At 61.4% G+C, this 23,290-nt stretch carries 13 protein-coding genes; 5 read left to right on the top strand and 8 right to left on the bottom strand.

All coding sequences use genetic code 11. The features are described 5' to 3' along the window. Window positions 1-140 precede the first annotated feature (140 nt). Genes tldD through C8C92_RS06695 form a run of 3 tightly spaced genes read right to left on the bottom strand, consistent with a single transcriptional unit; the run spans window position 141 to window position 6,617 of the window. Window positions 141-1,601 carry a metalloprotease TldD gene (gene tldD / locus C8C92_RS06705; protein WP_099760457.1) on the bottom strand — a complete coding sequence of 487 codons (1,461 nt, stop codon included), beginning with the start codon at window positions 1,599-1,601 and terminating at the stop codon, window positions 141-143. A gap of 21 nt (window positions 1,602-1,622) precedes the next feature. Continuing rightward, window positions 1,623-2,423 (bottom strand): carbon-nitrogen hydrolase family protein, encoded by an 801-nt coding sequence (locus C8C92_RS06700; RefSeq protein ID WP_116743322.1) that lies wholly within the window; start codon window positions 2,421-2,423, stop codon window positions 1,623-1,625. A gap of 30 nt (window positions 2,424-2,453) precedes the next feature. Beyond that, window positions 2,454-6,617, bottom strand: a complete 4,164-nt coding sequence (locus tag C8C92_RS06695) for a YhdP family protein (protein ID WP_347708460.1) — start codon at window positions 6,615-6,617, stop codon at window positions 2,454-2,456. 237 nt (window positions 6,618-6,854) lie between these two features. On the opposite strand from C8C92_RS06695, the gene glnE reads away from it, so the two are divergent. From glnE to C8C92_RS06680, 3 genes are all read left to right on the top strand, one after another. Continuing rightward, window positions 6,855-9,635 carry a bifunctional [glutamate--ammonia ligase]-adenylyl-L-tyrosine phosphorylase/[glutamate--ammonia-ligase] adenylyltransferase gene (gene glnE / locus C8C92_RS06690; protein ID WP_279340956.1) on the top strand — a complete coding sequence of 927 codons (2,781 nt, stop codon included), beginning with the start codon at window positions 6,855-6,857 and terminating at the stop codon, window positions 9,633-9,635. Between the two features lie 99 nt (window positions 9,636-9,734). Beyond that, the gene (locus tag C8C92_RS06685) at window positions 9,735-10,211 is read left to right on the top strand and encodes a cache domain-containing protein (protein WP_099760460.1); all 477 of its coding nucleotides are present in this window, start codon (window positions 9,735-9,737) and stop codon (window positions 10,209-10,211) included. 27 nt (window positions 10,212-10,238) lie between these two features. Next, on the top strand, window positions 10,239-11,003 hold the full coding sequence (locus C8C92_RS06680) for a YoaK family protein (protein ID WP_116743320.1): 765 nt from the start codon (window positions 10,239-10,241) through the stop codon (window positions 11,001-11,003). A gap of 56 nt (window positions 11,004-11,059) precedes the next feature. Here C8C92_RS06680 and gap read toward each other — a convergent pair whose 3' ends face one another. Further along, window positions 11,060-12,070: a type I glyceraldehyde-3-phosphate dehydrogenase gene (gene gap, locus C8C92_RS06675; protein ID WP_099760461.1), complete on the bottom strand. Its 1,011-nt coding sequence runs from the start codon at window positions 12,068-12,070 to the stop codon at window positions 11,060-11,062. A 76-nt stretch (window positions 12,071-12,146) separates the two neighbouring features. Next, window positions 12,147-14,144, bottom strand: a complete 1,998-nt coding sequence (gene tkt, locus C8C92_RS06670) for a transketolase (protein ID WP_116743319.1) — start codon at window positions 14,142-14,144, stop codon at window positions 12,147-12,149. Window positions 14,145-14,338: 194 nt separating this feature from the next. On the opposite strand from tkt, the gene C8C92_RS06665 reads away from it, so the two are divergent. Beyond that, entirely contained in the window at window positions 14,339-15,064 is a 726-nt protein-coding gene (locus C8C92_RS06665) for a 16S rRNA (uracil(1498)-N(3))-methyltransferase (protein WP_099760463.1), read from the top strand. Window positions 15,065-15,243: 179 nt separating this feature from the next. Here C8C92_RS06665 and C8C92_RS06660 read toward each other — a convergent pair whose 3' ends face one another. After that, window positions 15,244-18,186: a TonB-dependent receptor gene (locus C8C92_RS06660; protein ID WP_099760464.1), complete on the bottom strand. Its 2,943-nt coding sequence runs from the start codon at window positions 18,184-18,186 to the stop codon at window positions 15,244-15,246. Window positions 18,187-19,154: 968 nt separating this feature from the next. Here C8C92_RS06660 and C8C92_RS06655 point away from each other — a divergent pair. Next, on the top strand, window positions 19,155-20,783 hold the full coding sequence (locus C8C92_RS06655) for an NAD(P)/FAD-dependent oxidoreductase (RefSeq protein WP_116743318.1): 1,629 nt from the start codon (window positions 19,155-19,157) through the stop codon (window positions 20,781-20,783). Between the two features lie 15 nt (window positions 20,784-20,798). On the opposite strand, the gene C8C92_RS06650 is transcribed toward C8C92_RS06655, so the two are convergent. Next, window positions 20,799-22,172 (bottom strand): ATP-binding protein, encoded by a 1,374-nt coding sequence (locus C8C92_RS06650; protein ID WP_116743317.1) that lies wholly within the window; start codon window positions 22,170-22,172, stop codon window positions 20,799-20,801. Between the two features lie 134 nt (window positions 22,173-22,306). After that, on the bottom strand, window positions 22,307-23,272 hold the full coding sequence (corA, locus tag C8C92_RS06645) for a magnesium/cobalt transporter CorA (protein WP_071079199.1): 966 nt from the start codon (window positions 23,270-23,272) through the stop codon (window positions 22,307-22,309). Window positions 23,273-23,290 lie beyond the last annotated feature (18 nt).

Here is a 23,290-nt window from a genome sequence, read left to right as displayed (position 1 = left end):
GGTGTTGGCGTGATGGTGGTGTCGGGTTACGCGCTTTGCGCTAACCCGACCTACGCGCGCGCCATGTCAGAAAAAAGTAGGTCGGATTAGCCCGGAGGGCGTAATCCGACAACCTTGTTGGCCGCGCAGTATCCAAAAAATCAGGCTGTGCCGCCGACGGTAATGCCATCGAGGCGCAGGGTTGGCTGCCCCACGCCCACGGGCACGCTCTGCCCCTCCTTGCCGCACACGCCCACGCCCGAATCGAGGCGCATGTCGTTGCCGATCATGGAGACGCGATTGAGCACGTCCGGACCATTGCCGATCAGGGTCGCCCCTTTGACCGGATAGCTGAGCTTGCCGTTTTCGATCATGTACGCTTCGCTGGCCGAGAAGACAAACTTGCCGTTGGTAATGTCGACCTGACCGCCGCCAAAATTGACGGCATACAAACCATTTTTCACGGAAGCGAGGATTTCACCCGGGTCCTTGTCGCCGCCCAGCATATACGTGTTCGTCATGCGCGGCATGGGCAGGTGGGCGAACGATTCGCGGCGCGCATTGCCCGTCACGGGCATCTTCATCAGGCGCGCATTCATCGTGTCCTGGATGTAACCCTTCAGGATGCCATCCTCGATCAGGGTCGTGCACTGCGTCGGGTTGCCCTCGTCGTCGATATTCAGGGAGCCGCGCCGGCCAGCCAGGGTGCCGTCGTCGACCACCGTGACGCCCTTGGCCGCCACGCGCTCGCCGATGCATCCGGAAAACGCGGACGAACCCTTGCGGTTGAAATCGCCTTCCAGGCCATGGCCAATCGCCTCGTGCAACAGGATGCCGGGCCAGCCCGGTCCCAGCACGATGGTCATGGGGCCGGCGGGCGCGGGGCGCGCTTCCAGGTTCACCAGGGCCGAGTTGACGGCGTCTGCCGCATATTGTTCCAGCACGGCATCACTGAAATAGTCATAGCTGTAACGCCCGCCGCCACCAGCCGAGCCCGTTTCGCGGCGACCATTCTGTTCCGCGATGACGGTCAGCGAGACGCGCACCAGCGGGCGGATGTCGGCCGCCAGCACGCCGTCGCTGCGCAGCACCAGCACCACGTCGTACTCGCCGGCCAGGCCCGCCATCACCTGCACGACTCTGGGGTCTTTCGCCCGCGCCATTTTTTCCACGCGCTCAAGCAATTGCACCTTGGCCGTGGCGTCCAGCGAGGCGAGCGGGTCGTTGGGCAGGTACAGCGAACGCCCACCCTGCGCAAGCATCTGGCCCGCGATCTTGACTCTGCCGGCGCCCGCGCGCGCAATCGTGCGCGTGGCCGCTGCCGCTTCCAGCAAGGCCCGCTCGGAAATATCGTCGGAATACGCAAAGGCCGTCTTGTCGCCGGACACGGCGCGCACGCCCACGCCCTGGTCGATGGAAAAACTGCCCGTCTTGACGATGCCCTCTTCCAGGCTCCAGCCTTCGCTCCTGGTCGACTGGAAATACAGGTCGGCATAGTCGACCTTGTGCGTAAACATCGTGCCCAGGGCTTTGAGTAGCTTGTCTTCGTCCAGGCCGAACGGCGTGAGCAGGATCTCGCGCGCCACGGCCAGGCTGGACAGATTGGGTTCAAATGGCTTCATAACTCTTTCTCACAATTCAATTCACATCGTCCGATGCGCGAGCGCTGGCAAGGATTCGCGCACGCCAGCCAAAAACACCAGGTCGATCTCGCCGCTGACCACGCCCTCGCCTTCGGGCAACACGGCTTTCACTTCGCCCCACGGGTCGATCAGCATGCTGTGGCCCCAGGTGCGCCGGCCGTTCGGATGCAAGCCGCCCTGCGCCGAGGCCAGCACATAGCACTGGTTTTCGATGGCGCGCGCGCGCAACAGCACTTCCCAGTGGGCGCTGCCCGTCGTATAGGTAAATGCGGCCGGCACGACGATCAGCGCGCAATCGCCCATGGCCCGGTACAGCTCGGGAAAGCGCAGGTCATAGCAGATGGACAGGCCAACCCGGCCGAACGGCGTCTCGATCGCGCGCACTTGCGCACCGGGCACGATGGTGCGCGATTCATTGTACGACTCGGTGCCGCGCGTAAAACCGAACAGGTGGATCTTGTCGTAGCGGCCGGCCGGCTCGCCCTGCGGGTCGTACACCAGCGTGGTGTTCAAGACTTTGCCCTCCTCGCCGGAAATCAGGGGCAAGGTGCCACCGATCAGCCAGATGCCGTGCTGGCGCGCCATCTGCGCCATGCCATCCTGGATCGGTCCGCTACCGGGCTGTTCCGCATGGGCCAGCTTGTCCGTTTCCTGCTGGCCCATGATGGCCCAGTATTCGGGCAACACCACCAGCTGCGCGCCAGCGGCGGCAGCCTGCGCCACCAGGCGTCGCGCCGTGGCCAGGTTGTCTGCCACGGACGGCGAAGAAATCATTTGTACTGCTGCGACTGTATGCATCATTGCCACCTCTTCTCCATTCGAACGCCTCGCCTATTTCGCCACCGCCTCCACGGCCGCAGCGGCAGGCACGGCGACAGGCTCCAATTTACCACCATCGAGCTTGGTCACGACGGGCGACTTCCACGGGCCGGCAATCTGCATGTGATAGGTGAGCGCCTTCATCACGGGGGCACGCAGGAACAATTGCGCCAGAAAACTACCCAGGCCGATAACGGGGTTGACGGCCAGCGCATACACGAGCGGCCCCGTGCCCAGGTTAAATTCGGGGATCACCACCACGTGCAAATTCGTCGTTTCATTGGCGATGTCGGCCTTGCCATCCATCAGCACGGTGGCCGCCACGCCGTGCATCTTGAGGTTGTCGGTGCTCACCACGCCGCGCTTGATGCTGGCGTTGGCCGTGATGCCGTCGAAGGCCAGCCCTTCGGAAAACACATCGTGGAAATCGAGTTTCAGCAAACGGGGCAAGGCTTGCAGGCTGAGCACGCCCAACAGCTTGGCCGCGCCCGGATCCTGCTTGAGGAACTGGCCCGACTCCACATTCATCTCGATCTGCCCCGACAGGGTGGGAATGTCGAGCGAATACGGCAAGCCGTTCCAGGCGATGTCGCCGCTCAGGCGCCCCTTGCCGCGACGCACCGTGTCGGCAAAACCGAAGCGGTCGAGCAACTTGCCCGCATCGACGATATCGAGGCCGAAACGCAGGCTGGTCGTGCTTTGCCCATCCTTGATGACCCATTTGCCATTGCCGCTCAGCGCGCCATCAGCGTTCGATAGTTGCAGCTTGCCCACGCGCCACTCGCGCCCGCCCGCCGCCATGGTGTTATAGGCCTGCAACTCCAGCCGGCCGATCTTCTTGTTGAACAGTTCAAATTGCTCGGCGATGATATCGAGCGACGGAATCGACTGGGCGCCGCTCTTGCCTTCCAGTAAGCTCTTCACATCGTTGGCGGCCGATTCCGGAATGATCAGCGACGACAGGCGCGCCGTCATCTTGCCCAGGCCGGAAGGCGTTTCCAGCCACGTCACATAGCCCGACACTTGTTTCGCGTCAATATTGGCTTGCCACACATCCTTTTGATGCGTGGCGCCCACCACCACGTTTTCCAGCTTGCGCTCGCCCAGCATCAGTTCGCTGGCGCGCGCCGCCATCATGTCCGGCACCACATATTGCGCGATATCGGGTGCGTCGTCGGCATTGCCACCGGCCTCGGCTGGCGCCGTGGCGTTGCCGGCGATTTCACCGCCGACGGCGATCCAGCTGTCCACGTCCAGGGTTTTCATATTCACGTTGAGCATCATGCCGCTGTCCGGTTCCGGTGCCGGCACGTTCACGCCGATGCCGCCGCGCACCAGGCGCCAGGCATCCTTGCCCTGCTTCTGGCGCTGGTAGCGGGCGGCGATGCCAGAGCCCAGTGCGATGCGGATATCGTCCGTGCGCAGGCCAGCCGCATTGGCCGCGTTGCCCGTCAGGGTGAATTTCACGGGCAGGCTGTCGCCGGCCGGCTTTTTCAGGGGCGCGGGGAAATCCAGGCCCAGTCCCGTCAGCGGCGACTCGACATTGACCACCACCTGGTGGTCGCGCGCCGTGATCAGGCCGCTGTAGCGCGCGCCGCCATTCAAATGTTTCGCCAGGCGCTGCAGCACGGGCGCCGGATACGTCTTGCGCAAACCGTCGATGGTCATGTTGCCGGCAATCTTGACCTGGATGGAATTGTCGGCCTGCGTGCCGCCCGAGATGGCCAGCGGCCCGCCCAGCAGGCTGCCGTTCAAGCCATTCAGGTTGACGCCCTTTTCGTTGAATTCGATCTTGCCCTGCGTGCCCAGCACGGGCGGCATGTCGTGGAACAGCACCACGTCATTGCCCGCCAGCTGCAAGCTGCCCTGCACGGTCGCTTCCAGCATGCGCTCGATCGGCAAGTGCAATTTGAGGGCCAGTTTGGCGTTGCCCGTGGCCGTCGTTTCATCCGTGAAATGCTCGATCCAGCCCAGCACGGGACTGGCCGTCACGTACTTGAGAAATTCCTGCATCGGGCCAGCTGCATTGCCCTCGATATCGAGCAAGGTGTCGAACACGGTCAGGTCGGGAATCACGGCTTTGACATTCGTCAGAGCCACGCCACCCGTGGTGGCCGTATCGCCGCGAATTTCCATGCGCGCCCGCTCGAAAATAAAGCTGCCCTTGATCTTTTCCGCCTGCGGCCACAACGGCGCCTTGCCCGCCAGCGGGCCGTTTTCCGCAAATTCGCCCGGTGCATAATTGAGGATGCCGTTCTCGAGCTTGCCGGCTACGCGGAAGTCGCCCCGGCTGCGCTGGGCCGGCGTATCCCCCTTGAAGGGGAAATGCTCGAGTTCGCCGCGCAGGCGCAGGCCGACATCGCGCGCCACGCCGCCTTCCAGCGCGCCCATCAGCCAGTGGCGCAGGTGCTCGGGCGTTTGCAGCGGCAGATAGCGGCCGATGGTGTTGATCTGGAAATTGTCGATCGTGCCCGTGAGGTCCACCTGGCCCAGGTTCTTGCCGTCGAGCGGCATGCGGTGCGTGCCCTGCAAGGCGACGCGCAAGCCTTGCTGATCGAAGTCCAGCTTGTCCAGCCCGACTTGCAGCATATTGCCCGCTTCAAAGGTCCAGCGCGCCTGCATGGCGAATTGTTCGAACGGCAAGGCCGGCTCGCTCAGGTAGGTGGGGAACTGCAACACCAGGTCTTGCGCTTCGATGGCAATGCTGCCGCCCTTGTCATTGGCGTCGATGCTGCCGGTCAGGTGGTCGAAGCCGGGAATGGCCGGCGCGGCCGCCTGTGCAGGGCTGCTCGCCGTCTTCGCCACGGCCAGGCGCGCCGGCTGCGCATTCAGGCCAAGATCGATGAGCTTGCCGCGCAAACGGTAACTGGCGGGCGTGGCCATGTCGCCTTCCCATTGCGCTGAAAAATCCTGCAAACGCCCGCGCGGCGCCAGGGCGTCGAGGCGCTGGCGCTGCTGCTCGCCCAGCGGCAGCTTGTCGGCCAGCGCGGCCAGGGTGTGCAAATCAAGCGACTTGGCCGTGATTTCCGTGCGTGCCGGCTTGCGTCTGGTGGCGGCGATGTAACGCTCGGACAGGGTCGTGGGCGGCAGGCTGAGGCCATCGCGCGTTTCCACCGCGAAATTCGTCAACTCGACCTGGTGCCCATTCGCGCCGAAGGTGGGTTTGCCGTCCGGCACCTGCGCCGACAGCTCTTCCTTTGCCGAAATGCGCCCGCTGACCGACAGCAAGTCGAGCGGCGCGATATGCTCGCCCAGCTGCGCCTGCACATCCGTCAGACCCACATCGGCCGTGAAGCCGGCCAGGCGCGCGTGATCCAGGCTCAGCCAGGCGCGCAGGGCGCCCTTGCCCTGACTTAATTCAAACGGGTAGTCGAGATAGCGGCGCCAAGCGGCCAGGTCGGCGTTTTTCAGGTCGGCGTACAACTCGCCCTTCCACATCGACACATCCGAGATGCGCGTGCTGAAAGGGGGATGGCTGAAGTGAGCGCGCACATCGATGGGCGCGGCCAGACTGGCAGGCGGGGTGGCCTGCAAGCCCAGCCGGTGGCTGCGCCAGTGGTTGCGCAGCAGCAAGTTGACCTGGCTTAAAGCCAGCTCCGGCGTGCCGCGCGCTTCGTCGGTCCAGCGCACCTTGCCGTCGCGAATGATGATCTCATGCTGCGACAGCAGCCAGTCGGCACCCTTGCCATCGCTGCCTTGCGTACTGTCGACCAGCACGCCTGCCACATACAGCTTGCCATCCTTGCTGCGCCGTACGTCCAGGTCGGGCCGCGTGATTTCCAGCGTATCGAAGCGCACGGAACCGAGCACGCTCCACCACGACACGGTGGCCGAGATGCTCGGCAGGCTCAGCGCCTGGCGGCCCGCCTGGTCGCGCAGGCTCACGTCGCCGAGGAAGAGATTCGGCCGCACGCCATGCCAGGAGGCATAAATACGCGCGATGCTGACAGGGTTGCCCAGCGCGCGGCTGGCCGCCCGCTCGATATCGCCCTTGTAGTAATCGATATTCGGCAAGATGGCGTAGCGCAGGAATAAAAACAGCACGGCGAAGGCGAAATACGCCAGCAGCACCAGTTTGATGGTAAAACCCAACACATGGTGGGTGGCCAGATTGGCCATGCGATAGGCGGCACGCAGCCGCTGCCAGCGCAGGGCCAATGGCACATGTTCTGTCACGCTTGCTTCTGGCGGTTTTTGCATCAATAAGCTAATAAACTGGCCCGGCGTCAAATAATGGCAAAAATCGTCTGCATTCGTGGTGCGCGCCTGCATCCTTGCGCTTGCTTCTGAGCAAAGCCTCCCTTACCATCGTCCGGAAGAGCATGCACTGCCGGCGGCATTCGCGCCAGCGGCACAATTTTACCGCATCCCCCGCCGTTCACAGCCAAGTTAAACAAGAACCATGCAAGCAGCATTCACGAGACCCTTACCGACACCATGAGCACACAGCCTTTGATCTCCGCCTCCCGTTTCTACCAGCGCTGGCTGAGCGCCGCCCCCGAGCGCGCCGCGCAGATAACGCAACTGGTGCGCGCGCCGCTCGACGGGCTCGATTTTGCCGCCGCTCTGGCCGACCAAGCGAACGCCGCCACACCGCCGCTGCCGGCCGAGCGGGCCATGCGCCGCCTGCGCAACCTGCTCGTGTGCGGCCTGATCGAGCGCGATCTTTGCGGCCAGGCCGACCTGAACGAGGTCGTCACGGCCATGACGGGCTTTGCCGATTTCGCCATCCGCACGCATGTGGACGCCATCATGGCCGAGATGGTGGCCTTGCACGGCATGCCCGTCGGCGAAGAGTCGGGCGAGGAACAGGCCTTGATGGTACTGGCGATGGGCAAGCAGGGCGGCGGCGAGCTGAATGTCTCGTCGGACATCGACCTGATCTTTGTCTACCCGGAAGATGGTGACACGCAAGCTACCCAGCCGGGCCAGCGCAGCCTGTCAAATCACGAGTTTTTCATTCGCATGGGCAAGAAGCTGATCGCCGCCCTGGCCGAAATCACGCAAGACGGTTTTACCTTCCGCGTGGACATGGCCTTGCGTCCGAACGGCAACTCGGGTCCGCTGGCCGCCAGCCTGGGCATGGTGGAGCAATACCTGATCGTGCAGGGCCGCGAATGGGAACGCTACGCCTGGGTCAAGGCGCGCGCCGTGACGGGCAAGCCGGAAGATATTGCCTCGCTTGACGCCATCGTGCGCCCGTTCGTCTTCCGCCGCTACCTCGATTTCGGCGTCATCGATGCCATCCGCACCATGCACGGCCAGATCCGCGCCGAGGTCAACCGCCAGGAGCGGCTGCACCCGGACCGCAGCAACAACGTCAAACTGGGCCGGGGCGGCATCCGCGAAATCGAATTCCTCGCGCAAGTGTTTCAATTGATACGCGGCGGGCGCGACGCGGAGCTGCGCGAGCGTTCCACACGCGCCACCCTGCGCACGGTGGCAGACAAGGGTTTGCTGGAACCGGCCATCGTGGAGCAATTGCTCGGCTCCTACACGTTCCTGCGCAACCTGGAACACCGGCTGCAATACCTGGACGATGCGCAAACCCATACCCTGCCCGCCAACGAGGCCGACCGCCTGGTCGTGGCGCAGATGATGGGCTTGCCCGACACGCCTACCCTGCTGGCCCAGCTCGAAGCGCACCGCGTGTTTGTCGCCGGCCAATTCGACGAAATGTTCAGCGACAAGAGCAGCGGCACGCCGCCGGCCGACACGGGCATCGACCCGCAGACGTCGAACGACTGCGCCGCCTCGGACCAGCAGGAAGCCATCGAGGCGCGCTTCGCCGCCCTGGGTTTCCACGAACCGGCCGCTTGCGCGCGGCGTTTGCTGGCCACATGGCAGGCGCCGCGGCTGCAATCCTTGCCCGAGGCGAGCCGCACGCGTCTGGTGGCCCTCGTCAATTCCGCCCTGCCCCTGATCACCGATTGCTCCGTTTCCAACGGTAACGCCAGCCAGCTGGCCACCCTGGGCCGCCTGCTCGACTTTTTGGAAGCCATCGCGCGCCGCTCGGCCTATTTGTCGCTGCTGACGGAATATCCCCATACGCTCGAGCGCGTGGTGCGCATGGTGTGCGCCAGCGGCTGGGCCGCCACCTTCCTCACGCAACATCCTATCCTGCTCGACGAACTGCTCGATGAACGCATCCGCAACACGGTGCCCGATCCAGCCGCGCTGGCGCTGGACCTGCAGCGCCAGCTCGACGACGCGCCCGGCGACACGGAGCGGCAGATGGATATCCTGCGCGAAACACACCATGCGCAACTGTTCCAGTGCCTGGCGCAAGACCTGGCGGGCGACCTGAGCGTGGAAAAGCTGGCCGATTACCTGTCGCAGCTGGCCGACATCATCGTCGCCGCCACCGTGCAAGCCGTGTGGCAAACCTTACCTGCGCGCCACCGCGACGTGCCGAAATTCGCCGTCATCGCATATGGCAAGCTGGGCGGCAAGGAACTCGGCTATGTCTCCGACCTCGACGTCATCTTCCTGTTCGACGACGACGACCAGGAAGCGCCCGGCCTGTATGCCAAGCTGGCGCAGCGCTTCATCACCTGGATGACCTCGCACACCTCGGCCGGCATCCTGTTCGACATCGATATCGCCCTGCGCCCCGATGGCGCCTCGGGCATGCTGGTTTCCAGCGTGCAGGCATTCGAGCGCTACCAGGGCAGCGCGGCCTGGGTGTGGGAGCACCAGGCGCTCACGCGCGCGCGCTTCTGCGCAGGCGACGTCGCCATCGGCAAGCACTTCGAACGCATCCGCGACACGATCTTGCGCAAGGAGCGCCCGGAAAACGGCCCGCTCAAGGGCGAAGTGGTGGCCATGCGCAAGAAAATGCTGGACGCCCACCCGCCCCGCCCTGGCAGCTTTGATTTGAAACAAGATCCGGGCGGCATGATCGACATCGAGTTCATGGTGCAATACCTGGTGCTGCAGCATGCGGCGCAGTATCCGCAACTGACGGCCAACTCGGGCAATATCGCCCTGCTGCGCCTGTGCGGCGAACTGGGGCTGATCGACGCGCAGCTGGCCGCCCTGGTGGCCGACGCCTACCGCGCGCTACGCAAGCTGCAGCACCAGTTGCGCCTGCAAGGCCACGACCTGGCCCGGGTGGAACCGGAAAGAGTGCGCGTGCATGCGGACAACGTGATGCGCCTGTGGCACACGATCTTTCCCGCAACGATTGCATAAGCCCGGCGGCGGCGTATGATACGTATAGGCAATTCCACTTCCCAGTAGTGCCGTACAACAGGCCGCGCCGGAGTTGCCTATCATCCCAGGAGACAGCGTATGAAGACGAGTGTAAAAACGGGCATCCACGCCCTCGTTGCCAGTTTCATCCTCTGCGCCATGCCGGCAGCGGCATGGGCCGCCCCCAAGGGCAGCGCGGACGAAGCCATCGCCATGACCAAGCGCGCCGTGGCCATGATCAAGGCCGATGGCAAGGAAAAGGCCTTTGCCGCCATTGCCGATCCCGCCAACACCAGCTTCCATGACCGCGACCTGTACATTTATGTGTACGACATGAATGGTGTCACCCTGGCGCACGGCAACAATCCCAAGATGGTCGGCAAGAACCTGATCGACCTGAAGGACAATGAGGGCAAGGCCATCGTCAAGTCGCTGATCACCACGGCCAATACGCCGGCCGGACGCGGCTGGGTAGACTTCAAATGGCCCAATCCGCTGACCAAGGTGGTCGAGCAAAAATCCGGCTACATCGAACGGGTCGACAATATGATCGTCGGTTCCGGCATCTATAAATAAACCACGGCAAGAGGAAACCACGCCCGCATGCCGCTCCATTACCTGTCCCGCCTGAGCGGATCGGCACGCGATACGCAAGCCAACCTGCAGCTCGGTTGTGTGCTGGCGCTGGTGGCCGGCGCCGTGAATGCGGGCGGCTTTCTCGCCATCGGCGGCTATACTTCGCACATGACGGGCATCGTTTCCGGCATGGCCGATGACCTGGCGCTGGGCAATATCACGCTGGCCCTGGCCGCGCTGGGCGCCTGGCTGGCCTTTGTCAGCGGTGCGGCCGTGACGGCCATCATGGTGAACTGGGGCAAGCGGCGCCGGCTGCACAGCCAGTTTGCCGCCAGCCTGCTGCTGGAAGCGGCCCTGTTATTGCTGTTCGGCCTGACGGGCAATTATCTGGCCACCATGCCCGACGTGCTGGGCCCCGTCACCATCTTGCTGTTGTGCTTTGTCATGGGTTTGCAAAACGCCATCATCACCAAGATTTCGGGCGCCGTCATCCGCACCACGCACGTGACGGGCCTGTCCACCGATATCGGCATCGAACTGGGCAAGATGGCGTATTACAACCGGCGCCACCTGCCGGACCGGATGGTGAAGGTCAACCGCGGCAAGCTGAGAACGCACAGCCTCTTGATCAGCTGCTTTTTCATCGGCGGCGTCAGCGGCGCACTTGCCTTCAAGCACATTGGCTTTCCGGCTGCCACCATCCTGCTCGCCGGCGTGCTGACCCTGCTGTCGGGCGTGCCCGTGCTGCGCGACCTGCGCGTGCTGTGGCGCTTCTACCGCCGGCGTTTTTAATCACGCCAGACGAAAAAAAACGCCCCGAAGGGCGTTTTTTGCAGGCTAGCCAGGAATTACTTGGCCGACATCAGTGCAACGGTGGTGTCGAGCATGCGGTTCGAGAAACCCCACTCATTGTCGTACCACGACGATACTTTCACCAGACGGCCCGATACCTTGGTCAGGGTCGAATCGAAGTTCGACGAAGCCGGGTTATGGTTGAAGTCGATCGATACCAGCGGTTCGGTCTGGTACGTCAGGATGCCTTCCAGGGCGCCTTCCGATGCGGTTTTCATCAGCGCGTTGACTTCTTCCACCGTGGTGTCGCGCTTGGCGATGAAGGTCAGGTCGACCAGCGAGACGTTGATGGTCGGCACGCGAATGGCGAAGCCGTCCAGCTTGCCATTCAGCTCAGGCAGCACCAGGCCAACGGCGGCAGCAGCGCCCGTCTTGGTCGGGATCATGCTCATGGTGGCCGAACGGGCGCGGCGCAGGTCTTCATGCATCACGTCGGACAGCACCTGGTCGTTGGTGTAGGCGTGCACGGTGGTCATCAGGCCCGTTTCGATGCCGATGGCGTCGTTGAGCGGCTTGACCAGCGGTGCCAGGCAGTTGGTGGTGCACGAGGCGTTCGAGATGACGGTGTCGGTCGATTTCAGTACCGAGTGGTTGACGCCGAACACGACGGTCGCATCGACGTCCTTGCCGCCTGGTGCCGAGATGATGACTTTTTTCGCGCCGCCCTTCAAGTGAGCCGAAGCTTTCTCTTTGGTGGTGAAGAAACCCGTGCATTCCAGCACGACGTCCACGCCCAACTCGCCCCATGGGATTTCAGCAGGATTGCGCTGTGCAAACACGCGGATCGAATCGCCATTGACGATCATGTTATCGCCTTCGACGGTGACCGTGCCCGGGAACTTGCCGTGCGCGGTGTCATAGCGGGTCAGGTGGGCGTTCGATTTGGCATCGCCCAGGTCGTTGATGGCAACGATCTGGATGTCCTGTTTCTTGCCGCCTTCGTAGAAAGCGCGCAATACATTACGGCCGATGCGGCCGTAGCCATTGATTGCAACTTTGATCGTCATACTCTGCTCCTGATTAAAAAAGAAGGTACATGCACGCCCCCGGCGAGCACATCGCCAGGACCGTTAAAAATCAATATTAGCCAGCGATAACGGCTTTCACCTTGGCGACAACGTTCTCGACCGTGAAACCGAAATGCTTGAACAGCACGCCGGCAGGCGCCGATTCGCCGAACGTGTCGATACCGACCACGGCGCCTTCCAGGCCCACGTATTTGTACCAGAAGCTGGTCACGCCCGCTTCGATGGCCACGCGCGGCACGCCCTTCGTCAGTACGCTGGCCTTGTAGGCGGCGTCCTGGCGGTCATACACGTCGGTCGACGGCATCGACACCACGCGCACGTTGATGCCTTCCGAGGCCAGCGCGCTGGCGGCAGCGACAGCCAGTTCCACTTCGGAACCGGTAGCGATCAGGATCGCCTTGGCATCGGCCACATCGTTCAGCACATAGCCGCCGCGGTAGATATTTTCAATTTGCTCGCTGGAACGCTCCTGGTACGGCAGGTTCTGGCGCGAGAAAATCAGGGTCGACGGGCCATCCTTGCGGCGCACGGCGGCGCCCCAGGCAGCAGCCGACTCGACGGTGTCGCACGGACGCCAGTTGTCCAGGTTCGGGATCAAACGCATCGACGAGACGTGCTCGACCGATTGGTGCGTCGGGCCGTCTTCGCCCAGGCCGATCGAATCGTGGGTGAACACGAAAATCGAACGCAGTTTCATCAGCGCGGCCATGCGCAGCGCATTGCGGCTGTAATCGGAGAACGTCAGGAACGTGGCGCCGAACGGAATGTAGCCGCCGTGCAAGGTGATGCCGTTCATGATGGCGCTCATGCCGAATTCGCGCACGCCGTAGTTGATGTGGTTGCCTGGCTGGCCCGAACGCACGGCCACGCACTCTTTCCAGTTGGTCAGGTTCGAACCGGTCAGGTCGGCCGAGCCGCCGAGGAATTCCGGCAGCGACGACGCCAGCGCCTGGATGGCGTTCTGGCTGGCCTTGCGGGTGGCGATGTTTTCTTTCTTCTCGACGCAGGAAGCGATGGCGGCGCTCAGGGCCGCTTCGAATGCCTGCGGCAACTCGCCCTGCATGCGGCGGGTCAGTTCAGCGGCTTGCTGCGGGAATTCGCGGGTGTAGGCGGCGAAGCGCTCGTTCCAGTCCGCTTCCAGCAGGGCGCCTTGTTGCTTGGCATCCCAGGCTGCGTACACGTCGGCCGGCATCTCGAACGGTGCGGCATCCCAGCCGATGTATTCGCGTACGGCAGCGATTTCCTTGTCGCCCAGCGCGGCGCCGTGGACCTTGTCGCCGCCTTGCAGGTTCGGCGAACCCTTGCCGATGATGGTCTTGCAGCAAATCAAAGTTGGCTTGCTGGCGGTCTTGGCGGCGGCGATGGCGGCAGCCACGGCGGCAACGTCATGACCGTCGACGGCGCGGATGACGTTCCAGCCGTACGCTTCGAAGCGGGCCGGGGTGTCGTCAGTGAACCAGCCTTCGACTTTGCCATCGATGGAAATGCCGTTGTCATCGTACAGGGCGATCAGCTTGTTCAAGCCCAGGGTGCCGGCCAGCGCGCACACTTCGTGCGAAATACCTTCCATCAGGCAACCGTCGCCGACGAAGGCGTAGGTGTAATGGTTGACGATGTCGTGGCCAGGCTTGTTGAATTCAGCAGCCAGCAATTGCTCCGACAGGGCCATGCCGACGGCGTTGGCGATGCCCTGGCCCAGCGGGCCGGTGGTCGTTTCCACGCCTGGAGTGACATCGACTTCCGGGTGGCCCGGGGTTTTCGAATGCATCTGGCGGAAGGCCTTGATGTCATCCATCGACAGGTCGTAGCCCGTCAGGTGCAGCAGCGCGTAGTGCAGCATCGAGCCGTGGCCGTTCGACAACAGGAAACGGTCGCGGTTCTGCCATTTTGGATTCGCTGGATTGTGGCGGTAGTGACCACTCCACAGGGCAACTGCGATCTCGGCCATGCCCATCGGCATGCCTGGATGGCCGGAGTTGGCCTTTTGTACAGCGTCCATTGCCAGTGCGCGGATCGCATTGGCCATTTTGGTAGTCGGGAGCGTAGTTGTCATGATGGTGTGGGTCAGTCGCGAGTTTGGGATTCGTTTGCAACAGCACGGACAAGAAAGAACCCAGGCCGGCTGCTTTATGTAGTCAACTATTTTACCAGACTGGGGGGCTGCAAATTAGAATTGCGGCGTACTGGCCCGCCAAATGGCTATACTTTGACGTCTTTCCACCCCACTTACCCCCGTTGAGGATTTGCATGCCGCGTTTTTTCTGCCCCCAGCCGCTCGTCGCCGGCGCCACCGTCTCCCTGCCGGAGGCTGTCGCCCACCATATCCAGGTCGTGCGCCTGGCGCCGGGCGACGTCATCACCCTGTTCAATGGCGAAGGCGGCGAAGTGCAAGCCAGCCTGGTAGCGGTGGCCAAGCGCAGCGTGACGGCGGAAATCCAGGCGCACGTGGCGCGCGAAGCGGAACTGCCGTATGCCGTGACCCTGGCGCAGGCGTTGCCGGAAGCATCGAAAATGGACTGGATCATCGAAAAAGCCATCGAACTGGGCGCGGCCGGCATCGTGCCGCTGGCGGCGCAGCGCTGCGTGGTGCGCCTGTCCAGCGAGCGAGCCGAGAAAAAGCTCGCGCATTGGCAAGGCATCATCGTCTCCGCCTCGGAACAATGCGGGCGCAACCGCCTGGCCCAGCTGGCGCCCTTGCAAGACTTCAATAGCTGGAGCAGCCAGCAAGATTTGCATAAGCGCATCATCCTGACGCCGCGCGCGCAGCAGTCGCTGGCCGACTGGGCGCGTCACCAGCCGCCGCAAGCGATCACCGTGATGGTGGGACCGGAAGGTGGATTTACCGAGGCGGAAGAAAAAGCCGCCATCGCGGCTGGCGCCATCGGCTTGGCGATGGGTCCGCGCATCCTGCGCACGGAAACGGCGGGATTGACGGCGCTGGCCACGCTGGCGGCATTGTGGGGCGGGATGTAGTAAAGAGCAGACAGCGGCGCCACAATGAAAAAGCCACCCGGCAATCACATCGGGTGGCTTTTTTTTGGTAGCGGCATCACGCGCAGGAAATCCGCAGACATAAAAAAACCGGCCCCATTCTTGACAGGGGCCGGCTCCGTGACATCAAGTGCCTCGCGGCACTTCAAGGTCAAGCTTGCTTAGAACTCGTAACCTGCCGTGAAGCGGAAGGAACGACCGGTCTGGATCGACACTGGCTGCAGGTACGTCGGGCTTACCGTGCCCAGCGCGCTTTCGCCTTGCTCGTTGATCGCGGTGACATTACGCTCATTAAACATGTTCAACACGTCAACTTGGAAGGTCAAACCTTTTTTCCATTTTGGCTGGTATTGAACCTGTGCGCTGATTTCCTTGGTCCAGCCCAGACGGCCCAGGGTACCGCGCGGGTTCAAGACGCCGTTGCAGTAGAACGAAGCAGCGCCGTAACCGACGGATACGCTATCGAGGTCGCCGTTGTAGTAACCGAGGCAATTTTTAGGACGGCCCGATTGCAGCAACATGTTACCGCCAACGCGCCATTCTTCAGCCACTTGATACGAACCGAACACTTTGAATGTGTGGCGGCGATCGTTTGGCAGGTAGCCGTTCGAACCTTCCATCAGACCTGGGTAATCCCAGTCTTGGCTGATACCGGCATCATCCTGACCGATGTCGGACTTGACATAGCCTTCCGTATTTCCCTTGCTGTAGGCCAGCACATACGAACCTTGCAACGTCCATTTGCCATCCCATGGACGCTCAAACGTCAGTTCCAGTGCCTTGAACGTACGCTCTGGTTTAGGGAAGTTCAAGGCCGAGCCTGGAATCACGACCGGTGTGAAGCCTTTGCCATTATCAAAATCGATATTGGCGGTCAGGTCACCACCTGGGTTGTACAAGAAGCAATGACCAACGGTATCGGCGATGGTTTGTGCATCGGCGGCGCTGTAGCCGTTTGCCGATGCCCATTTGCCGGCGCCTTCATCGTTACACATGTCGTCCATCACGCTTTTCAGCTTGCGGTAGGTCAGCTTGGCGCCAACCACCCAGCGGCTTGGCAGCGCTTGCTGGATACCGAGGATGTACTCATCCTGAAACATCGGCTTGATTTTAGGATCGACGACCGATTTCGGATCGCCAGCCTTGCCATCGGACACGACCAGGCGATTGCCCAATTTCTGCCCCATCGCAGGCAACGCCGTCTTGTCGCCGGCAAACGAGCCGCCGAACGCGTAGTAATCGCTATAGTCAAGCTCAGCACCAGCCAGACGTACGTTGGTGTTGGACATCACAGGAATGTAGTAGCGGCCGGCATTGGCGAACACTTTGGTGTCCGAATTGCCCTTCACGTCCCAGACCAGGCCCAGGCGAGGAGCCCAGGTATTTTTCACATCGATAAACGTGGCGCCTTCGGCGTTCATGTTCTTGAACGACTCGTTACGCACGCCGATCGAAGCGACGACGTTCTTCGTCACTTGCCAGTTATCTTCCAGGTAAAAAGCCGAGTTTTTGGTTTCGAACGAACCGCCATTCTCGAAGTGACGCACGGTCACGACTTGTTGCACTGCACCCGTGTTGTTGACATAACCATTGCTGAGTTTGCCGCCAGCGTTCAGGTTGGTCACTCGGTAGTTGTCGCCACCAGGGTAGAAAGTACCGTCGGTAACCTTGTAGGTCTCGTTATCCATACCGAAACGCAGGCCGTGGTCGCCGAAAGTCCATTCTGCGTCGATACGATACGCTTTGCGTTCGTCGTTTGCCTTCGGGTCGGTGATCGACGTCTGGGTGGCACAACCATACTGCTTGATTGTCGAAGTACGGCGATCGGTAATGTATGGGCAGGCAGAGGACGACACATCGGACTTGCGGTTGTAGCGGCCGAGGCCAACCAATGCCGACACGGTCAGGTCATTCGTGACCCAAGACGTGTATTTACCGATGTAGTTTTCACCGCCGGTGGTGTACTCGTCATTGCCTTGGAACTCGCCCTTTTCCTTGCCATAGGCGGTTGGCGAAACCCAGGTCTTGACCTTGTCCTTGGTCTTGTCGCTAAACGCCGTCAGTTCCAGCAGGTTGGAATCGTTGATGTTCCAGTCCGCTTTCAGCAAGTACTTTGGCGAGTTCGACGTCGTCGTATCCTGGCGGTTCGAGTTATACGTCTTGCGTTCGATATCTGCGCCTTGCACCAGGCCAAAAATGAACAGCTTGTCCTTGATGACCGGACCACCCAGCCAGATGTTCGATTGCAGGTCATCCGTGCCACCCGGCTTCTCGACCAGGTTCCACTTGCCGGTGCTCGGGCTCTTCTCGGCATAGACCGCCGATGCCGACGTCGATTCTGGCGAGTAGATGACGTTGACGCCGCCTTTCCACTCATTGGTGCCACGCTTGGTGGTCACGCTCAGCACACCACCCAGCGAACGGCCGTACTCGGCGCTGTAGCCACCGGTTTTGACTTGTTGCTGACCAATTGCATCAAACGGAACCTGGTTGAAGGCTACGCCGTTGAGCGAGTTGGTGACGTTAAAGCCGTTGATGTAGTAAACGTTTTCAGCCGGCGATGCACCGCCCAGGGAAGGTACGTTACCGCCGCGCAATGCGGTCTGGCCGATACGGGCATCGCCCTTTGTCGCGCCAGGAGCCAGCAGCGCCACGGCTGTGACATCACGTGTTACAGGAATGCGGTCGATCGCAGCCTTGGTCAACACCATGCTCGATTCAGGCGACTTGACATCGATGCGGCTGGAGCGCGTACCCGTCACGGAGACGGTCTGTATCGCGCCAAAGTCCGCGCTCGCGCCAACACCCGCCGACACGAACACAGTGGCTTCTTCCACGGTGCCAGTCGGAGTCGTGGCTTTCACTTGATACGTACCTGGTGGCAACTGTGGCACGGAGTAGCTACCATCTGACGAAACCTTGATGGTACGGGTCACACCGATTGCCTTATTTTCAAGCACCACTGTAGCGCCGGCAGGCGCCTTGCCCGAAATCGCACCGGTTGTATTGGACTGCGCGTAGGCTGCTGGCAGCACCACCATCGACGTGACCGTCGCGGTAAATGCTATCGACAAGGCATGCGCCAAGACTGTTTTTCTCAACATTTGGTTTCCTAATTATTAGAATTTAAGCGCCTCTGATAGAGTGGCTTGTTTAATTTTTAAGCACTAAATCATGTTTAATACGTTTTTGTTTCCGATTTTAGTTTTTGAATCATTGATATTTCCCCCTGCCACTGGTGGGACAGGTTTTGGAAGAAATCCAACAGTCTATCCAAGCGATATATAAAACCATAGCGCGCCAAGCAGTGTCAATACGGGATGTAAAATGATGCAAGGAAACAACAAAATAGCACCAAGGAGAATGTCCAACTTGGTGCAGGCACGCACGAATTTGATGCGTTGCAATAAAAATGAATATCAATAGCTAAAAACCGCACTTGGCAATTAAAAATATTGTCGTCCGCAGAGCCAGCGCAGCATCGCTTGCGGATTTGCTGCAATGCAGTTTGACCAACCTCTCCACTGCGGCCCGCCTGCACATCCTCGTTGCGAAAATACAACGATGGTGAAAATTACACTAGGAAACAAAGATTTTTTCCGTTATATTTTGAATATAGAAATCTAAAAAATAAGTTTACGCTTTGATCAAAAAAAACGATAGACCCCAGGATTGCAGCGGCATAATTCTATTCGTATATTTTTTCCAGATAAGTAAACTCGTAATTTTAAAAAGAGCCTCATTCGTTTTATCTTCATAGTCGATAATCTGGATCACATCAAACGCGAATATAAACCGGAGACCTTTTCCACATCACATGGAAAGCAGGGCCCGAGTTAATCACGACATTTATATTCCGCGCACTCTTTTTAAATCCATGCACACCCACCCCTGAGCCGCAGCACGCCATTGCGGCCGCGAAAAATCGTAGCTCCTCAGCAACAGAATTACCCAGAACACGCCAGCACTGTGCGCTGACGGTAAAATAGCGCCTTGCGCGCGCATGGTTGGATTGATGCGGCGCGGACTCTCCGCTAACTACGGAGCCCGGCAATTTTTGAAAATACACACCATGTTGCGACTCAACGAAGTAAAACTCCCCCTCGAACACGACGATGCAGCCCTGCCCGCCGCCATCCTGGCGCGCCTGGGCATCGCCGCCGCCGATTTGCTCGGCTTTACCGTCTTCAAACGCAGCTACGACGCGCGCAAGCGCAGCGCCGTGGTGTTGATTTACTCGCTGCATGTTGACGTCAAGAATGAAGCGGCCGTGCTGGCGCGCCTGGGCCACGATATCCACCTGATGCCCGCACCCGACACCGACTATAAATTCGTCGCCGGCGGCGAACAGCTGGCCGGCCACACTAGCGAACCGCGCCCCATCGTCATCGGCACGGGTCCCTGCGGCCTGTTCGTGGCGCTGATCCTGGCGCAGATGGGCTTGCGCCCCCTCATCCTGGAACGCGGCAAGCAGGTGCGCGAACGCACGGTTGACACCTTCGGCTTCTGGCGCAAGCGCGAACTGAACCCGGAATCGAACGTCCAGTTCGGCGAAGGCGGCGCCGGCACTTTTTCTGACGGCAAGCTGTACAGCCAGATCAAGGATCCCAAGCACTATGGTCGCAAGGTACTGACGGAATTCGTCAAGGCCGGCGCGCCCGAGGAAATCATGTATGTGAGCAAGCCGCACATCGGCACCTTCCGCCTGGTCAAGATGGTGGAAGAAATGCGCGCGAATATCGAGCAGCTGGGCGGCGAATACCGCTTCAGCAGCAAAGTGGTCGATCTCGACATCGTGCCCGGTGCCGACGGCGGCCAGGTGCGCGGCGTGGTGCTGGACAGTGGCGAGACCATCGCCAGCAACCACGTGGTGCTGGCCATCGGCCACAGCGCGCGCGACACCTTCGAGATGCTGCACCGCCGCGGCGTGTACATCGAAGCCAAGCCGTTCTCGATCGGTTTCCGCGTGGAACACCCGCAATCCTTGATCGACAACTGCCGCTTCGGCCCCAGCGCCGGCCACCCGATTCTGGGTGCGGCCGACTACAAGCTGGTGCACCACGCCAGCAATGGCCGCTCCGTCTACAGCTTCTGCATGTGCCCGGGCGGCACGGTGGTGGCTGCCGCCTCGGAGCCAGGCCGCCTGGTGACGAACGGCATGAGCCAGTACTCGCGCAACGAGCGCAACGCCAACAGCGCCATCGTCGTCGGCATCACGCCGGCCGACTATCCGGGCGACCCGTTGGCCGGCATCGCCCTGCAACGCGAGCTGGAAGAGCGCGCGTTCGCCCTGGGCGGCGGCAACTACGATGCGCCAGGCCAACTGGTGGGCGACTTCGTGGCCGGCCGCGCCTCGACGGAATTTGGCAGCGTGATGCCATCGTACAAGCCGGCCGTGCACTTGACGGATCTGGCGCCGGCGCTGCCCGAGTACGCGATCACGGCCATGCGTGAAGCGTTCCCGGCATTCAACAAGCAGATCAAGGGCTACTACAAGGCCGACGCCGTGCTGACGGGCGTGGAAACGCGCACGTCATCGCCGATCCGCATCAAGCGCCGCGACGACAACCTGCAAAGCATGAACACGCGGGGCCTGTTCCCCGCAGGCGAAGGCGCCGGCTATGCGGGCGGCATCCTGTCGGCGGCCGTCGATGGCATCAAGGTGGCAGAGGCGGTGGCGCTGTCGATGGCAGCCGCCTGAGGCCGGCACAGCAGATCAGGCTGCCAGCGGTAGCCTGATCTGTATGTGACAGCCGGGAGTGCAATCGATGGCGCACACCTGGCCGCCCAGTTGCTGCACGATCGTATAGACGATGTGCATGCCCAGGCCGGAGCCGCCCTGGCCCCGCTTGGTGGTGAAGAATGGTTCAAACATGTGTTCGCGCACGGCGGGCGCCAGGCCGACGCCATCGTCGGAAAACTCCAGCAGCAGCCAGCGCAAGGCCGCGTCATCCGCGTCCGCCTCGATGCGCGCACGTATCGTGATGCGCCCCGGCCCGCCCTGCGGATAGCCGTGGCGGGCGCTGTTCATCAGCAGGTTCGAGAGGATTTGCGACAGTTTGCCGGCCGCCAGGCGCACCTGGCAATCGGGCGCGATATCGAGTTCCACGCCCAGCGCCGCCTTGCGCAGTTCCGGACTGTGCGCCGACACCAGGCCGTGCACATAGTCGTGCAGCGCCAGGTCGGCCACGTATTCGCTGACCTGGTCCACGGCCAGCTGCTTGAAATTGCCGATCAGGTCGGCCGCGCGCGCCAGGTTGCGCTCGATCAAGGCCGCCGCGCCTTTGAGCGATTCGGCAATGTCGATCAGTTCGGCGCGGCTGACCTTGGCGCCGCCCAGCAGCTGCACCAGCTGGTCGGCATAGCTGCCCATGCTCGACGCCGCCGTCAGCGCCACGCCGATAGGCGTGTTGACTTCATGCGAGACACCCGCCACCAGCGAGCCGAGGGCCGCCATCTGTTCCTGCTCGATCAGGTTCGCTTGCGCCGCCAGCAGCGATTCGGTACGCACGCGTACAATTTCTTCCAGCTGCTGCGTGCGCTCCTGGTGCTGCAGCTCGGCCGCGCCGCGGGCCGAAAAGATCGACAGCAGCAGCAAGGCCAGCAAGCGCTTGTTTTCATCGATGGGACGCGTGTCGATGGCCGACAGGATGCCCAGGGTCTTGCCTTCGGTATCGATCAGCGGCATGCCGACATAGCTTTCCGCATGCATGTCGACCAGCAGGCTATCGAATGGAAAGCGACGCTGGATGTCGCTGCCATGAAAACACATGCTTTGGCAGGTTACGTCCTGGCAAGGCGTGTGCTGCAGGCTGTATTCGATATTCGGCTGGTAGCCGTCGCCGCCCCACAGGGCCAGCGTGCGGATGCCTTCGCTGCCATCGTCCATGTGCACCAGGCGCCCGGCGATCACATAGTGCACGTCGAGCGCTTCGGCCAGGTCCTTGACGAGGATGCGCAGGAAGTCGTCGCCACGGGCGTGCGCCGTCGAGGCCGTAATCGAGCGCAGGGCCGCTTCCGCCAGGGTGCGTCGCTGCTCGGGATCGAACAGGGGTTCTTGCGAATTCACATCAAACAACGGAATACTCATGAATGCTCCTGCGCAGCATTGGCAGCGCCAGCCAACCTGCCGGCGTGGCAACCCTCAGCCATGGCCCACCCGAGCGGACCTGCCGCGATTGTACCCCTGGCTATTGTTTAATAATACAGATACGCAGGAATTTTTTATAGCCAGCCGGAACGCTTGAACAAGTAATACATATAACCGCAGACACAACTCATCAGTCCCACGGCCACGGGATAGCCGTATTGCCAGTCCAGCTCCGGCATGAACTTGAAGTTCATGCCCCACACGCCGGCAAACGCGGTAAATACGGCGAAAATAGCCGCCCAGGCCGCCAACTGCTTGTTCACTTCGCTCTCGTCGATGGCCACCATCGACAAATTCACCTGGATGGCCGTGCTGATGGTGTCGCGGATGGTGTCGAGCGTGCCGTTGATGCGCGCTAGGTGATCGTGCACGTCGCGGAAATACTCCTGGGTATCGTGGCACAGCGGCGGCACCCTCCCGCCGTGCAGCTTGCCCACCGCTTCCATCAGGGGCGCCACCACGTGACGCAAGACCATGACTTTGCGTTTCAATTGATACAGCCGTTCGATATTGTCGCGCTCGGTGCCACGGTCGAAGATGCGGTCCTCGATCAGTTCCAGCTCCGATTCCAGCGCGTCGAGCACGGGAAAGTAACGGTCGACGACGGCGTCCATCAGCGCGTACAGCACGAAGGCCGAGCCCTGGCGCAGCAAGTGTGGTTCGCGCTCGGCGCGCGCACGCACGCCAAGAAAACCTTGCGAGCTGTTGCTGCGTGACGAGAGCACGTAATTGGCGCCGACAAAGATGTCGACTTCACCCATGACCAGCTCGTTCTCGACCATTTCCACGGTTTTCACCACGGCGAACAGGGAGTCGCCATATTCCTCGATCTTCGGACGCTGGTGTCCGCGCTGCGCATCCTCGACGGCCAGTTCATGCAGGCAAAACTCGTGCTGCATCTGTTTCAGCTCGTCCGGCGTGGCGTCGAGCAGGGCTACCCAGACGAAACAGTCGGGGCGCTCGACGTAATCGCTGATATCGTCAATCGGCAAGTCGGCCAGTTTTTTGCCATCCTGATAGGCCACGCAGTTAATCAGCATACAGTTCCACAATGAAAG

This window comes from Janthinobacterium sp. 78, assembly GCF_003096775.1.
GTDB classification, from domain to species: domain Bacteria; phylum Pseudomonadota; class Gammaproteobacteria; order Burkholderiales; family Burkholderiaceae_D; genus Janthinobacterium; species Janthinobacterium tructae.
This window is presented reverse-complemented; position numbering and strand designations above follow the sequence as displayed.

Excerpts from the sequence above, each read along its gene's own strand:
- tldD (WP_099760457.1), bottom strand. The coding sequence starts at position 1,601 with ATGAAGCCATTTGAACCCAATCTGTCCAGCCTGGCCGTGGCGCGCGAG.
- corA (WP_071079199.1), bottom strand. The coding sequence starts at position 23,272 with ATGCTGATTAACTGCGTGGCCTATCAGGATGGCAAAAAACTGGCCGAC.
- tkt (WP_116743319.1), bottom strand. The coding sequence starts at position 14,144 with ATGACAACTACGCTCCCGACTACCAAAATGGCCAATGCGATCCGCGCA.
- C8C92_RS06700 (WP_116743322.1), bottom strand. The coding sequence starts at position 2,423 with ATGATGCATACAGTCGCAGCAGTACAAATGATTTCTTCGCCGTCCGTG.
- C8C92_RS06680 (WP_116743320.1), top strand. The coding sequence starts at position 10,239 with ATGCCGCTCCATTACCTGTCCCGCCTGAGCGGATCGGCACGCGATACG.
- C8C92_RS06665 (WP_099760463.1), top strand. The coding sequence starts at position 14,339 with ATGCCGCGTTTTTTCTGCCCCCAGCCGCTCGTCGCCGGCGCCACCGTC.
- C8C92_RS06660 (WP_099760464.1), bottom strand. The coding sequence starts at position 18,186 with ATGTTGAGAAAAACAGTCTTGGCGCATGCCTTGTCGATAGCATTTACC.
- C8C92_RS06650 (WP_116743317.1), bottom strand. The coding sequence starts at position 22,172 with ATGAGTATTCCGTTGTTTGATGTGAATTCGCAAGAACCCCTGTTCGAT.
- C8C92_RS06685 (WP_099760460.1), top strand. The coding sequence starts at position 9,735 with ATGAAGACGAGTGTAAAAACGGGCATCCACGCCCTCGTTGCCAGTTTC.
- C8C92_RS06655 (WP_116743318.1), top strand. The coding sequence starts at position 19,155 with ATGTTGCGACTCAACGAAGTAAAACTCCCCCTCGAACACGACGATGCA.
- gap (WP_099760461.1), bottom strand. The coding sequence starts at position 12,070 with ATGACGATCAAAGTTGCAATCAATGGCTACGGCCGCATCGGCCGTAAT.